Below are 13,878 nucleotides of genomic sequence, written 5' to 3' on the forward strand. Positions count from 1 at the left end.
GCCTTTGGTCATTATAAAAAGAAGTATACAAATTATGGGTAAGAAAATAGTAAAGATTGTTGGTGTCATAATAGTGTTGATTATTGCGGTTTTAATTGCCGCTCCGTTTTTTTTGGAGGCTAAAATTGGGGATATTGTCAAGAATAATGTCAATAAGAACGTGAATGCCACATTAAACTTTGCCGATGCGGATTTAAGCTTGATCAGTAGCTTTCCAAATGCAGAAGTAAGCTTTAAGGATGTGGTATTGATCAATAAGGCACCCTTTGAAGGAGACACCTTGTTTACGGCAAAAGATCTTGGTTTGACCATGGGCATTATGCAATTGTTCAAAAGTACAGGTGAGCCAATTGCCATTAATAATTTTAATGTAGATGGCGCATATTTAAATATTGTGGTCGATAAGGATGAGAATGCCAATTATGATATTGCAATGCCATCTGAAAATACGACAGTTGAGGAATCTGGCGCTACTGAAGGTTTTTCTTTTGATCTTAAGGCCTATGATATTACAAACTCACGCATATATTATACCGATCAAGCTGCTGGTATAGCTTTTAAAATGGATGATGTGCAGCATAATGGAACTGGAGATTTGTCCTTGGCTACTTCAGAATTGGATACGCATACCAATGCTTTGGTTTCCCTTGAAATGGATAGCGTAAATTATTTGAACAGAAATAAGGTTCAGCTGGATGCCCTTATTGGTATAGACCTGAATGAGAATACCTATACTTTTTTGAAAAATGAAGCTTTGGTCAATCAACTTCCCTTGGTGTTCAATGGTTTTATAAAGGTTAATGAAACCAATCAAGAAGTAGACTTGACTTTTAAGACGCCTTCGTCAGATTTTAAAAACTTTTTAGGAGTCATACCGGAAACCTATTCCAAGGATATAGAGACTGTAACCACCACAGGTGAATTTGAGGTGAACGGTAATTTTAATGGAATAGTGGATGAGGAACATATTCCAAAATTCAATATTGTTATAAAATCGGATAATGCCTCTTTTAAATATCCAGATTTGCCCAAGGCCGTTCGTAATGTATTTCTGGATGTGAAATTGAACAATACAACAGGTATAGCGGAAGATACGTATGTAGAAATCAATAAGGCCTCTTTTATGATAGATGAGGATAGGTTTAACCTAACTTCCACAATCAGTGAACTTATGGGGAATACCAAGGTCAAGGCGCACGTAGACGGGTCAATGAATTTGGCAAATATTTCTCAAGCTTATCCCGTTCCTGCAACCTATGATCTAAAAGGTTTTTTAAAGGCCGATATTACTACGGCTTTTGATATGGCATCCGTTGAGAACAAACAATATGATAAAACCAATACTATTGGTAACTTAAGTGTCGATAATTTTGAATACAACTCAGATGAACTTGCAAATGCCGTTAAGTTCAGTACGGCACGGTTAACTTTTAACCCAAAAACCGTTACGCTAAATAGTTTAAACGGTACCACCGGCAAAACTGATTTTGATATTACGGGAACCATAAATAATCTTCTGGGCTTTATGTTCAACGATGAAAATGTGGAAGGGAATTTTAATTTAAAGTCCAACACCTTTGCTTTGAATGATTTCATGGTTTCTGATGAAGAATCGTTAAGTTCAACGACCCAAAACAATTCCACAGAAGGACAAAATGCTACAGCGGACAAAATCAAGATTCCATCATTTTTGGATGCAACGATCAATGCCAGTGCCAAGCAGGTACTTTATGATGATATTGTCTTGAACAATGTAAACGGCGTCCTGGTCATAAAGGATGAAACGGCAAAACTGAACAATATGTCTTCTGGTCTTTTTGGGGGTAAAATGGCTTTTAACGGTGAGGTCTCCACAAAACAGGAAGTTCCAACGTTTGCCATGAAGTTAGACTTGGAGCAGTTAGGTATTCAAGAAGCGTTTGGTTCATTGGACCTATTTAAATCCTTGGCACCAATAGCACAAATTTTAAAAGGAAAATTAAGTTCGGATATTTCATTGTCCGGTAATTTAACAGATGATCTATTGCCAAATTTACTGTCTTTGACAGGAGAGCTTTTTGCAGACATCGCTACTGATGAAATTGATACGGAATCTGCACCTTTGCTCACCGCTTTGGTGGGTAAGTTGAATTTTATTGATTTGGACCAACTTAATTTAAAGGACTTAAAGACATCCTTAAGTTTTAAGGATGGTGTTGTAAACGTGAAACCTTTTACGGTAAATTATAAGGATGTTGCCATAAATGTGGACGGTAACCATACATTTGACAAGAAGTTAAATTATAAGGCTACTTTGCAGGTGCCTGCCAAATATTTAGGTACGGAAGTTAATAAGATGATCGCAAAAATAAACGATCCTTCCCTACAGGATGTTACTATTCCTGTTACCGCTAATATCGGTGGGGTGTATAATAGTCCACAAGTTTCTACCGACTTAACTTCAGGGGTGAAGCAATTAACATCCAAATTAATTGAAATAGAAAAGCAAAAGTTGATTACTAAAGGTACGGATAAAGCTAAAGATTTAATAGGTGGTATATTAAAAGGGAATCAACAAAAAACAGATTCAGTAAGTAAGGATACGGTTTCTAGCAAGCAAAAGGCTAAGGAAATCATTGGTGGCATATTGACTTCGCAAAAGCCAAAAGATTCCACTGCGGTTAAGAATGATTCAACATCTACAAAAAGTGGTAATGAGGCTATAAAGGAAAAGGCAAAAGATGTATTGGGCGGCTTGTTTGGAAAAAAGAAGAAGGATACCGTTAATTAACGGTGATACCTACATAAAACCCTTCGCTGCCCCTAACATTGAATACCGTATTATCCTCGAACATTAGGTATTGTCCCTTAATCCCTTTTAATGTTCCGGTATAAGATGGTGTTTTAGCTAAATTTAAGCTCTTAACCTTAGTAGGGTATTGTAACACCGGAAACTCCAATTGGGTTTCTTCACGACTAGACAAATAATAGGGCAAAGCCTCTTGGGGAATGTGTGGTCTTAATTTTTCGCGCCATTCCACCAGGTTCTCGTCTACAACGGTATTGGTCAACATGGTGCGCCAATTAGTCTTGTCCCCAACGTAATCCTTTAAGGCCACCTCGGTAATACCGGCTAAATATCTGTTGGGCACTTCTACGATCTCAATGGCTTCGTGTGCTCCTTGATCTATCCATCTCGTAGGTATTTGTCCTTTTCTTGTAACACCTACTTTAACGTTGCTGCTGTTGGCCAAATAAACAATGTGCGGCTGTAATTGAATTCTTTTTTCATATTCAAGGTCCCGATCTTCCTTATCAAGGTGAGCGGTACTAAGTTCTGGTCTCATTATCCAATCTCCTGCTGAGGGTATCTCAAAAAAACAAGTCCTACAAAAACCTTGTCTGTAAATGGGCCTGTCATTTCCGCAATTTAAGCATTGGTGCTTTATGAAGGTTATGGTCAACTGTTTATCAAGTACTTGGTTTACATTTAGAAAATCGGTTTCAAACACCATATAATATTGAATGGGATGTCCAATTTCTGTTTGCATTTTTTTTAGTACTCCTTCGTATTGCATGTTTATTTGCTTAATGTATGGTCAATTTGAAAATGATGCTTTTATACGCTACTTTTAGCAATACAAAGATACCTATAAATGCCAATAACTTTATTTAATTCCATTGCCTCTTGGCTATTGAAGAAGCGCTATCACCAAATAGAACTTTTTTTAAAATATCCGGAAGAAGTCCAGGAAGAAGTTCTGTTACAACTGCTTGAATTTGCCGAGGATACTGAAATAGGGAGAACTTATGATTTTGAATCTATTGCATCATACGGTACGTTCAAGGAAAGGGTACCCATTGTTTCCTATGAAGAAATTGAGCCTATTATAGAACGTACAAGAAAAGGGGAGCAAAACCTATTTTGGCCTACCAAAGTAAAGCTATTTGCAAAAAGTAGCGGTACTACCAATGCTAAAAGTAAATTTATACCCGTTAGTGGCGAGGCGCTTGAGGATTGCCATTACAAATCTAGTAAGGACTTGTTATGTCTTTACCTGAACAACAATGAAAATTCCCAATTGTTTACCGGTAAAAGTTTGCGCCTTGGAGGAAGTAAGGAGTTGTACGAGGACAATGGGTCGTTCTTTGGTGACCTTTCCGCTATTTTGATAGACAATATGCCCTTATGGGCAGAATACAGCAGTACGCCAAGCAATAAAGTGTCTTTAATGAGTGAGTGGGAAAGTAAGCTTATGGCCATAATTCATGAAAGCGTACAGGAAAATGTAACTAGTTTGGCAGGGGTTCCTTCTTGGATGCTTGTTTTGTTGAATAAAGTATTACAGGAAACCGGTAAGGAAAACCTTTTTCAGGTTTGGGAACATCTAGAAGTTTATTTTCATGGAGGGGTCAATTTTAGTCCTTATAAGGAACAGTATAAAAACATACTGCCAAAAAGTGACTTTAATTATTATGAGATATATAATGCCTCTGAAGGATTTTTTGCCATTCAGGATAGAAACAATGCGGATGATCTTTTGTTGATGTTGGATTATGGTATCTTCTATGAGTTCATTCCTATGCAGACCTATGGTTCATTACAGGAAGATGTGGTTCCATTATGGGAAGTTGAATTGGGTGTAAATTATGCTATTGTCATTACTACTAATTCAGGTCTATGGCGTTATAAAATAGGGGATACTGTTAGGTTTACCTCTAAAAGTCCATACCGTATAAAAGTTACCGGTAGGACCAAACATCATATTAATGTCTTTGGGGAAGAGCTTATCATTGAAAATGCAGAGGAAGCACTTAAACTTGTTTGCCAAAAAACAGGAGCTGAAATTAAGGACTATACCGCTGGACCGGTATTTATGGTCAATAAGGAAAAAGGTGCCCATGAATGGATCATTGAATTCAGAACCATGCCCAATGATATGGATACATTCATTAGAGTTTTAGATGAGTCCTTAAAGTCATTGAACTCTGATTATGAAGCAAAGAGATATAACAACATTACTTTAAACATGCCTATTGTTCACATGGCGCGAAAAAATCTCTTTTATGATTGGCTTAAGGCCAATGATAAATTAGGTGGTCAGCATAAGATTCCACGTTTATCGAATAAGCGTGATTATATCGAGGAACTTTTGCAATTAAACCTCTAATTTGCTCTATACATACCAATTATTAACCTATTTGCAACATTCTTGTAAATTGGAAATAAAGTTGAATTAACTTTGTATTGGATATGTAAAAGAGTTCAAATAGTTTAACTACAGCTTTTTCATTTTTCCCGTCCTAAACAGGAACTACACCGATTATTTTAGCGGGTAAACAATTAAATGATCAAATGTGAAGTTAATTACACAACTTGCTGTAGGAAAACTTAACCAAACAATAAATACTATTATTATGGCAGAAAAACTAGTGATCGTTTCAGACATGTGGGGTTCTAAAAAAGGGCTGTGGATTACTTCATACCTTGGCTATCTCCAACAATATTTTGATATTACTTTTTATGACAGCCAGCAATTGGCTAATATAGATTTGGTAGTTCAGTCAGAAGAAAATATACATAATGCATTCGTTAACGGAGGTATAGATACCGCTGTTTCCCACTTATTAAAAAAGGAGAAAGAACCTTGTTATTATTTGGCATTCAGTACAGGTGGAACCATTGTATGGGAAGCTGCAAAAAGAGGTTTACCGGTTAAATCACTATACAACGTTTCTGCAACAAGAATTCGCTTAAAGAATGAACGACCAGATGTGCCGTTTCATTTACTCTATGGCAATAATGATGAATTTAAGCCTAATGAAGATTGGGCCAAAAGGCTGGGTATTGATATGGAAATCCTGCCTAACTACGGTCATACCTTATATACCGATGAAAAGATTATACAAAAAGTATGTCTGGACCTCTTACAGGAAGTTACTCAAATTACTCCACAGGCAAAAAAAGTGGTTTGAAATATTTAAAGTAAATCAACAAAAAAAGCGAGGACAATGGTCCTCGCTTTTTTTATATAATTTATCTAGGTTTAAGATACCGCTTTTAATTTTTTAACGGTGTCATAGGATAATTTCTCTTCTGCGTAAGGTTTGGTAACCTTAAATTTTTTCTCCTCTGTACTGGGCATTTCAAACATGGCATCCGTGAATATGGCTTCACATAAAGAACGTAGTCCCCTTGCGCCTAATTTATATTCAATAGCCTTGTCCACAATATAATCCAATGCTTGATCTGTAATGGTAAACGTTATATCGTCCATTGCAAAAAGCTTTTCATATTGCTTTATGATAGCGTTCTTTGGTTCTGTCAAAATTGCTCTCAATGTTTTTTTATCCAAAGGATTCATATGGGTAAGTACCGGTAGTCTGCCAATAATTTCAGGAATGAGTCCAAACTCTTTAAGGTCCCTTGGTATAATGTATTGAAGCATATTGGTGGTGTCCAAAAAGTTATCTGCTTTTGAGGCACTATAACCTACAGCTTGCATATTAAGCCTTTTGGTTATGGCACGCTCAATTCCATCAAATGCGCCACCGGCTATAAATAGAATATTCTCCGTATTTACTTCAATGAACTTTTGGTCAGGATGCTTTCTACCTCCTTTAGGTGGAACGTTAACTGTTGTTCCTTCCAATAATTTTAATAGACCTTGTTGTACGCCTTCTCCGGAAACATCCCTGGTGATGGAAGGGTTATCGCCTTTACGGGCTATCTTATCAATTTCGTCAATAAAAACAATGCCTCTTTCCGCTTTTTCAAGATTATAATCCGCAGCCTGCAGAAGTCTTGTTAGGATACTCTCTACATCTTCTCCTACATAACCAGCTTCCGTTAATACGGTCGCATCTACAATGGCTAAAGGTACATTGAGCAATTTGGAAATGGTTTTGGCCATTAAAGTCTTACCTGTTCCGGTTTGCCCCACCATGATAATATTACTTTTCTGGATTTCAATATCATCCTTTTTGGATGGGGGTTGTAACAACCTCTTGTAATGATTGTAAACGGCAACGGACATTACTTTTTTTGTGCGCTCTTGGCCTATAATGAACGTATCAAGAAACTCTTTGATTTCTTGTGGTTTTTTCAACACCAGTTCAGAAGAAAGATCATTGCTTTTTGTCTGCTTTGATTCTTCGGCAACTATACCATGTGCCTGCTCAATGCATCGGTCACAAATATGTGCATCCAGACCGGCGATCAATAAATTTGTTTCTGGCTTTTTTCTGCCGCAAAACGAACATTCTAAATTTTCCTTTGCCATTATCTATCTTCTCTTTGCTATACCTATAAACGAACCAAACTCGTTTTTGGTTTAAAATCAATTACTTATTTCAATACTTTCGTCGTATTTACTCCTTATCCCTTACTAAAATTTCATCGATCATACCATATTTTAAGGCTTCATCTGCCTTCATCCAATAATCACGATCACTATCCTCACGGACTTTTTCAATGTCCTTGCCAGAATGCTCGGAAATAATTTGGTACAATTCATCCTTAAGCTTCAATATTTCCCTTGCGGTAATTTCAATATCACTGGCTTGGCCTTGCGCGCCACCCATTGGCTGGTGTATCATGACCCTAGAATGTTTAAGACCGCTACGTTTTCCCTTTTCGCCTGCACATAAAAGTACGGCGCCCATAGATGCGGCCATACCGGTACAGATAGTGGCTACGTCTGGACTAATGAATTGCATGGTATCATAGATGCCCAAACCTGCATATACACTTCCTCCAGGCGAGTTGATGTAAATCTGAATATCTTTTTTTGCGTCAACACTGGCCAAAAACAGTAGTTGGGCCTGTACAATATTTGCTACCTGGTCATTAATACCGGTTCCTAGGAATATGATGCGGTCCATCATTAAACGTGAATAAACGTCCATTGCAATAACGTTCATTGATCTTTCCTCAATAATGTTGGGCGTCATGTTCGTAGGATACATGCTACTCATTATGGCATCATAATAAGTACTGCTTATCCCTTGGTCCTTTATAGCGAAATTCTTGAATTCTTTTCCGTAATCCATAAATGATATATCTGTTTTTTTAGAGTAAAAAAAGGTGCCGAAAATTTCATTTCCGGCACCGTAAAGATACTTAATTTATTGTTTGAATTTATCCGTAAACTTCTTTCACAAAGTTTTCGTAAGTAACCTCTTTAACTTTAAGGTTTGCTTTTTCCTTATATAAATTCAATAATTTTTGACTCATTAATTGTTCAGAGAGTCTTTTGACTTCTTCCTGATTTCCAAGAACACGTGCAGCTATACTGTCCAATTCTTCCTCTTTAGGGTCCAATTGACCAAACTGAGCCATTTGCTGACGTATGAATCCTTTAGAAAACTCCTTTAATTCATCGAATTGGACTTGCAAATCGTTATCACGGATAATTTTACCTTCTATCAATTGGTAACGCAATCCTTTTTCAGATTTTTCATATTCCTCGGTAGCTTGCTCTTCCGTTAACGGCTCTTCACCGGTCATTTGTATCCACTTGGTCAAGAAACCTGTAGGTAGTTCAAATTTGGTATTCTCAATGAAATATTCCGTAACGTCGTTCAATAATTTTTGATCAGCTTGTTGTTCAAATTGTTTTTCTGAATCTTCTTTGATTCGTTCCTTCAATTCTTTTTCTGATTTTACCTTATCTGGACCAAAAAGTTTATCGAACAATTCTTGGTTCAACTCTGCAGCTTCACGTTCGTTGATTTCCGTAATCTTGAAAGTTACTTCAATATCTAGCTTTTCAGCTCTTTGCTTATCAATGCCTAATACACTTGCTAAGGTGTGATCTTCCTTGAACAACCCTTTTGTCTTTAAAGTCACCTCATCTCCAACTTTTTTTCCAACCAAAGCATCAACTGCTTTTTTACTTTTAAGCTGATCTACCTCTAGCATAGCGGTAGTATTGATCTCTTCTTCTTCATTGGTTACAGAACCGCTTACCTCATCTTTTTTGCTGACCACATCTTTGCTTACAAGTTTGCCATACTGCTTTTGTATACGCTCAACTTGTTCGTCGATCATTTTTTTGTCGGCAACAATTTTATATTGGGTTATCGCTTTTTTGGTCTTTAAAGGAACTTCAAAGCTGGGTGCAAGTCCTAGTTCAAATTCAAAGGCCAATTCTTCTTGGTCCCAATCAAAATTATCCTGTTGTTTTGGAAGCGGATTACCAAGAACATCCAATTTTTCCTCGGTAAGGTATTTATTAAGGTTGTCTTGCAACAGTTTATTCACTTCATCAACCAAAACGGCTTTGCCATATTGTTTTTTAATTAGGCCCATAGGTACTTGGCCTTTTCTAAAACCTGGTATATTGGCCTGCTTTTTATAGTCCTTTAATATGGTATCTACCTTGTCTTGGTAATCATCTTTTGTGATAGCAACTTTAACTACTGCGTTTAAATCGTCTATCTGCTCTTTAGTAATATTCATTCCTTAATATCTATTTGCATGTGTAAAATGGGATGCAAAAATACTACATTTTGTAAACTCAACCAATTTTTTAAAGTATTGAATTTCAAAAGAAAAGCAACTATGCGTTGTCTTCTTTGAGCAGTGTAAAAAAGATAGATTGTAAAAAGGAAAGTAAAAGGCTAAAAATCAAAGCCCACCATATATTACCTACGGCAAAACCGTCTATTAATTTATCTGCCAGTAAAATAATAATTGCGTTTATGATGAGTAGGAACAACCCTAGGGTAAGTATGGTTACGGGCAAGGTCAAAACCACTAGTATAGGTTTAACCAAAATATTCAATAAACTTAAGACGACCGCTACTATAACGGCAGTCATAAAAGTATCTACGGATACATTTGGTAGAACATGGGCTAAAATAAGTACTGCCAAAGCGCTTAAAAGTATTCTTAATATTAATTTCATAATGTTCTTGATTGTATGGGTAAAACTTCTATCCGTAATATAATAAAACTAATGTCAATACCTGTTACTCTTTATTAAAAAACACCAATGACTTGTTTAGGAATTGTGTTGGGTTTTCCGCATGTAGCCAATGACCTGCATTTTCTATAGTGTCTATTGTAGCCATAGGAAAATGCTGTTGAATTATTTCCGTGTCGGTATTGGTTACGTACTCAGACCGATCACCTCTCAGGAAAAGAGTTGGACCGTTGAAACTATCGGTGCTATTGATGTTGTCTCCAATTTCCTCCATTTTTTCACTTAGTACGGCCAAATTAAATTTAAAGCACAATTTTTTAGTATCATCCCTATCCAAGTTTTTTAGTAGGAATTGCCTAATACCTGGATTGGGAATATGTTTTTTTAATTGGTCATCTGCATCTCTTCTGGATTTTAAATTTGTGGTGTCTATGGCATTTAACGCATTAATAATATCTTGATGATGTGGCGGGTAAAATTTTGGCGCAATATCTGCCACTATTAATTTTTCCATGCGTTCTGGGTGCGAGCATGCAAATTGCATAGCTGTTTTACCACCCATGGAGTGACCAATTATATTGGTTTTATCAATGTTGTGGTGGTTGAGGTAATTTAGTAGGTCGTTAGATAGGATATCGTAGTTAAAATCTGGTGAATGAAAACTTTTGCCATGGTTCCGCTGGTCTATTAAATGAACATGGAATCCATTTTCCGCAAAAGAATTTCCCAGTGTTTTCCAATTGTCAAGCATTCCTAAAAATCCATGAAGGATACATAACGGACTGCCTTCACCTAAAATCACCGAGTTTAAAAGTTGTGTCATTTAAGTCTATGTAAATACATGTTAACTACATTTTCCAATCCAAGATATAACGCTTCGCAAATAAGGGCATGCCCTATGGAAACTTCTTTAAGGTTTGGAATATTTTTGGCAAAATATTCAATATTGTCAAGGCTTAGGTCATGGCCCGCGTTAATTTCAACTCCCAATTCATTGGCTCGTTTAGCGGCAATGATAAAGGGTTCAATTGCTTTCTCCTTATTTTTTACAAATAAATCAGCATAACTTTCGGTGTAAAGCTCAATACGGTCCGTACCTGTAATTTTAGCTCCTTCAACCATTTTTGGGTCCGGGTCAACAAAGATAGATGTACGTATACCTGCCTTTTTAAAAGTACTGATGACGTCCGTTAAAAAATCTTTATACTTTATAGTGTTCCAACCTGCATTTGAGGTTATTGCGTCCACAGAGTCTGGTACCAAGGTTACCTGTTCTGGCTTTATGTCCAGCACAAGGTCAATAAATTTTGTGATAGGGTTGCCTTCTATATTGAATTCTGTTGTGACCAATTGTTTTAAGTCCCTTGCGTCCTGATACTTGATGTGGCGTTCATCCGGTCTTGGATGTATGGTAATGCCTTGGGCACCAAAATCCTCCAAGTCTCTTGCAACCTTTAGTAAATCAGGAACATTGCCTCCCCGTGCATTCCTGAGCGTTGCTATCTTGTTCACATTAACGCTAAGTTTTGTCATTATATCGTATTTAACTTTTAGGAGCCTCAAAAATACGAATAAGGCACGCCTTTTGATATTATTAATTGTTATTTTGCGTTATATATAAGCCTATGCATATTCAAGAACATATTATTACCAACATTCCCGTATTCGAGATAAAGGACACTTTTGAAAAGGTGCTGGAGTTTTTTCAGGACACTACCTATTCACATGTTGCTATTGTAGAAGACGGTAGGTTTTTAGGTGTATTTTCTGAAAACGATACTGCGGCATTGCTCCCTAGTACAGAAATAGAACAGTTCAGGTATGAATTGGAAGGGTTTTTTGTACGTAGGGACACCAATTGGTTAGACGTGTTGGAAAGTTTTGCAAGAAATGAAGCTAACCTTTTACCTATTTTAAGCGAGAAGGAAGAAGTGTTGGGATATTATGATCTAAGCGATATAGTTACCGTTTTTATTGATACCCCATTTTTTACAGACCCGGGTAGTATATTAGTGGTGGCAACAGGGATCAATGATTATTCGTTTAGTGAGATAGCGCAAATCGTAGAAAGTAACAATGCCAAGTTGATCGGCGGTTTTATAACCGATACCCAGAACGATGTTATTCAGGTAACGTTAAAGATTACTACCAATAACTACAACAAGGTAGTACAAACATTTAGAAGATATAATTACCATATATTATTTGGAAATAGTGACGACCAGTTTTTGGAAGATCTTAAAGATCGATCGGACTATTTGGATAAATATTTAAATGTCTAGTATGAAAGTAGCCATTTATGGTCAAACCTATCAAGATAATGCAATAGAATATCTAATTGAATTATTGGATGAACTAGAGCAAGTAGGTGCCGTTGTCGCTATAGAAGAAGACTTTTATGAATTATATAAAGATCGTGGGGCCTCAAAAGGGTATTCCACTTTTACCATAGATCATGGCCTAGACGCAACTTTTGATATGTTCGTAAGTTTTGGTGGTGATGGTACCATCCTTAGGGCTACGACATTTGTTCGTGATTTAGGCATTCCTATAGTAGGTGTAAATACGGGGAGGTTGGGATTTTTATCCACCTTTAAGAAGGAAGATGTCAGGAAAGTGGTCCAAGAGTTTAAGCAAGGTGCCTATACCGTTGTAGAACGTAGTTTGGTGCAATTGAATACCAAAAAATTGGATCAGGAATTTGGAAACCTTAATTTTGCGCTCAACGAAATTACAGTTAGTAGAAAAGATACTACCTCTATGATTACCGTAGAGACTTTTTTAAATAATGAATATCTAACATCTTATTGGGCAGATGGACTAATTATCTCGACTCCAACAGGTTCAACAGGGTACTCATTAAGTTGTGGCGGGCCGGTCATAGTGCCTACTGCAAAATCCTTGGTGCTCACCCCAATTGCACCGCATAACCTAAATGCCAGACCATTGGTGATTTCAGATGATACGGTTATACGACTTAAGGTTTCTGGCAGGGAGGAAAACCATTTGGTGTCTTTGGATTCCAGAATTGCCTCTTTGGAGAACGGTGAGGAAATCACTATTACCAAGGCTTCCTTTACAATTAAAATGATAGAATATACTTCAGAAAGTTTTTTGAAAACACTTAGGAACAAGTTGCTTTGGGGTGAGGATAGAAGAAATTGAACTTGGTTTAAAACAATAAATGACCTCAAACGCTGTTTATCCATTGAGAACAATTTTTTGTTCAGGAATCTAGGTAAAACAGGTTCCGGGCATCAACTGCAAATATTATTTTATGCGTTATATAGCGTTATTAATGCTACTATTTTCAATGAGTGGCCTGCATTCCCAAACTTATGAAGTGGGTGTTTTTGCTGGTGGCGCAAATACTATTGGAGATGTTGGAAGAACCAACTATATATTGCCATCCGATATTGCTCTTGGAGGGGTTTTTAAATGGAACAAAAGTAAACGTTATGCATGGCGGGCCAGTTTAATGTACGGCCAGTTCACCGCAGACGATAACAAATCTAGTTCTACGGCCAGACAACAACGTGGCTATGTAGTGGACAACCATATTTTGGAGGGTTCCGTTGGTTTGGAATTCAATTTTGTAGATTACAACCTTCATAAATTGGGTCCGGCATTTACTCCCTATCTATACACAGGGGTAACCTATTTCAGGTATGACTATGAGTATTTTAATGGAGGTGTTTTACAGGAAATTAACCAAAAAGATGGTAGTTTTGCCGTGCCAATTACGGCGGGTATTAAGTATCGTATCAATCAGTTTCTTATTTTTGGGGCAGAAATAGGTGCTAGGTATACCTTTACGGACAACTTGGATGCCAGTAATCCACAGGGTTCCAATTATGAGGAATTTCAATTTGGAAACATTTTTAGTGATGACTGGTATGTTTTTTCTGGATTGACATTGACCTATACTTTTGGCAGAAAGCCTTGTATGGATTGTTTTGAGTAAATGAAC

The 13,878-nt window shown here is 36.9% G+C and carries 13 protein-coding genes; 6 read left to right on the top strand and 7 right to left on the bottom strand.

Annotation, left to right across the window (positions count from 1 at the left end):
- The first annotated feature begins 34 nt into the window (after positions 1-34).
- Positions 35-2,770 carry an AsmA-like C-terminal region-containing protein gene (locus CHB68_RS03095; protein WP_089259383.1) on the top strand — a complete coding sequence of 912 codons (2,736 nt, stop codon included), beginning with the start codon at positions 35-37 and terminating at the stop codon, positions 2,768-2,770.
- On the opposite strand, the gene CHB68_RS03100 is transcribed toward CHB68_RS03095, so the two are convergent.
- Entirely contained in the window at positions 2,763-3,557 is a 795-nt protein-coding gene (locus CHB68_RS03100; protein WP_089259384.1) for a DUF2797 domain-containing protein, read from the bottom strand. The two genes, CHB68_RS03095 and CHB68_RS03100, sit on opposite strands and share 8 nt — an antisense overlap.
- Before the next feature lie 78 nt (positions 3,558-3,635).
- On the opposite strand from CHB68_RS03100, the gene CHB68_RS03105 reads away from it, so the two are divergent.
- Positions 3,636-5,150, top strand: a complete 1,515-nt coding sequence (locus CHB68_RS03105) for a GH3 auxin-responsive promoter family protein (RefSeq protein WP_089259385.1) — start codon at positions 3,636-3,638, stop codon at positions 5,148-5,150.
- A 247-nt stretch (positions 5,151-5,397) separates the two neighbouring features.
- Positions 5,398-5,955, top strand: coding sequence for a dienelactone hydrolase family protein (locus tag CHB68_RS03110; RefSeq protein ID WP_089259760.1), 558 nt, complete (start codon positions 5,398-5,400; stop codon positions 5,953-5,955).
- Between the two features lie 71 nt (positions 5,956-6,026).
- Here the strand turns inward: CHB68_RS03110 and clpX are convergent, their stop codons facing one another.
- From clpX to CHB68_RS03140, 6 genes are all read right to left on the bottom strand, one after another.
- The gene (clpX, locus tag CHB68_RS03115) at positions 6,027-7,262 is read right to left on the bottom strand and encodes an ATP-dependent Clp protease ATP-binding subunit ClpX (protein WP_089259386.1); all 1,236 of its coding nucleotides are present in this window, start codon (positions 7,260-7,262) and stop codon (positions 6,027-6,029) included.
- Positions 7,263-7,350: 88 nt separating this feature from the next.
- Positions 7,351-8,031, bottom strand: coding sequence for an ATP-dependent Clp endopeptidase proteolytic subunit ClpP (clpP, locus tag CHB68_RS03120; protein ID WP_089259387.1), 681 nt, complete (start codon positions 8,029-8,031; stop codon positions 7,351-7,353).
- A gap of 88 nt (positions 8,032-8,119) precedes the next feature.
- Positions 8,120-9,442, bottom strand: a complete 1,323-nt coding sequence (gene tig / locus CHB68_RS03125; protein ID WP_089259388.1) for a trigger factor — start codon at positions 9,440-9,442, stop codon at positions 8,120-8,122.
- Between the two features lie 100 nt (positions 9,443-9,542).
- Complete coding sequence (locus tag CHB68_RS03130; RefSeq protein ID WP_089259389.1) at positions 9,543-9,890, bottom strand: phage holin family protein; 348 nt, start codon at positions 9,888-9,890, stop codon at positions 9,543-9,545.
- A 64-nt stretch (positions 9,891-9,954) separates the two neighbouring features.
- Positions 9,955-10,731, bottom strand: a complete 777-nt coding sequence (locus CHB68_RS03135) for an alpha/beta fold hydrolase (RefSeq protein ID WP_089259390.1) — start codon at positions 10,729-10,731, stop codon at positions 9,955-9,957.
- Positions 10,728-11,441 (bottom strand): pyridoxine 5'-phosphate synthase, encoded by a 714-nt coding sequence (locus CHB68_RS03140; protein WP_089259391.1) that lies wholly within the window; start codon positions 11,439-11,441, stop codon positions 10,728-10,730. The genes CHB68_RS03135 and CHB68_RS03140 overlap by 4 nt, the downstream gene beginning before the upstream one ends.
- A 92-nt stretch (positions 11,442-11,533) precedes the next feature.
- On the opposite strand from CHB68_RS03140, the gene CHB68_RS03145 reads away from it, so the two are divergent.
- From CHB68_RS03145 to porG, 3 genes are all read left to right on the top strand, one after another.
- Complete coding sequence (locus CHB68_RS03145; protein WP_089259392.1) at positions 11,534-12,190, top strand: CBS domain-containing protein; 657 nt, start codon at positions 11,534-11,536, stop codon at positions 12,188-12,190.
- A gap of 1 nt (position 12,191) precedes the next feature.
- The gene (locus CHB68_RS03150; protein ID WP_089259393.1) at positions 12,192-13,073 is read left to right on the top strand and encodes an NAD kinase; all 882 of its coding nucleotides are present in this window, start codon (positions 12,192-12,194) and stop codon (positions 13,071-13,073) included.
- A gap of 112 nt (positions 13,074-13,185) precedes the next feature.
- Positions 13,186-13,872: a type IX secretion system protein PorG gene (porG, locus tag CHB68_RS03155; protein WP_089259394.1), complete on the top strand. Its 687-nt coding sequence runs from the start codon at positions 13,186-13,188 to the stop codon at positions 13,870-13,872.
- Positions 13,873-13,878: the final 6 nt, after the last annotated feature.

It is taken from the genome of Maribacter sedimenticola (genome assembly GCF_900188415.1).
GTDB lineage: Bacteria > Bacteroidota > Bacteroidia > Flavobacteriales > Flavobacteriaceae > Maribacter > Maribacter sedimenticola.

What these genes read in the sequence shown, in the direction of transcription:
- CHB68_RS03105 (WP_089259385.1), top strand. Translation starts at nt 3,636, where the DNA reads ATGCCAATAACTTTATTTAATTCCATTGCCTCTTGGCTATTGAAGAAG.
- CHB68_RS03130 (WP_089259389.1), bottom strand. Translation starts at nt 9,890, where the DNA reads ATGAAATTAATATTAAGAATACTTTTAAGCGCTTTGGCAGTACTTATT.
- clpP (WP_089259387.1), bottom strand. Translation starts at nt 8,031, where the DNA reads ATGGATTACGGAAAAGAATTCAAGAATTTCGCTATAAAGGACCAAGGG.
- CHB68_RS03140 (WP_089259391.1), bottom strand. Translation starts at nt 11,441, where the DNA reads ATGACAAAACTTAGCGTTAATGTGAACAAGATAGCAACGCTCAGGAAT.
- clpX (WP_089259386.1), bottom strand. Translation starts at nt 7,262, where the DNA reads ATGGCAAAGGAAAATTTAGAATGTTCGTTTTGCGGCAGAAAAAAGCCA.
- porG (WP_089259394.1), top strand. Translation starts at nt 13,186, where the DNA reads ATGCGTTATATAGCGTTATTAATGCTACTATTTTCAATGAGTGGCCTG.
- CHB68_RS03145 (WP_089259392.1), top strand. Translation starts at nt 11,534, where the DNA reads ATGCATATTCAAGAACATATTATTACCAACATTCCCGTATTCGAGATA.
- CHB68_RS03150 (WP_089259393.1), top strand. Translation starts at nt 12,192, where the DNA reads ATGAAAGTAGCCATTTATGGTCAAACCTATCAAGATAATGCAATAGAA.
- tig (WP_089259388.1), bottom strand. Translation starts at nt 9,442, where the DNA reads ATGAATATTACTAAAGAGCAGATAGACGATTTAAACGCAGTAGTTAAA.
- CHB68_RS03110 (WP_089259760.1), top strand. Translation starts at nt 5,398, where the DNA reads ATGGCAGAAAAACTAGTGATCGTTTCAGACATGTGGGGTTCTAAAAAA.
- CHB68_RS03100 (WP_089259384.1), bottom strand. Translation starts at nt 3,557, where the DNA reads ATGCAATACGAAGGAGTACTAAAAAAAATGCAAACAGAAATTGGACAT.
- CHB68_RS03135 (WP_089259390.1), bottom strand. Translation starts at nt 10,731, where the DNA reads ATGACACAACTTTTAAACTCGGTGATTTTAGGTGAAGGCAGTCCGTTA.
- CHB68_RS03095 (WP_089259383.1), top strand. Translation starts at nt 35, where the DNA reads ATGGGTAAGAAAATAGTAAAGATTGTTGGTGTCATAATAGTGTTGATT.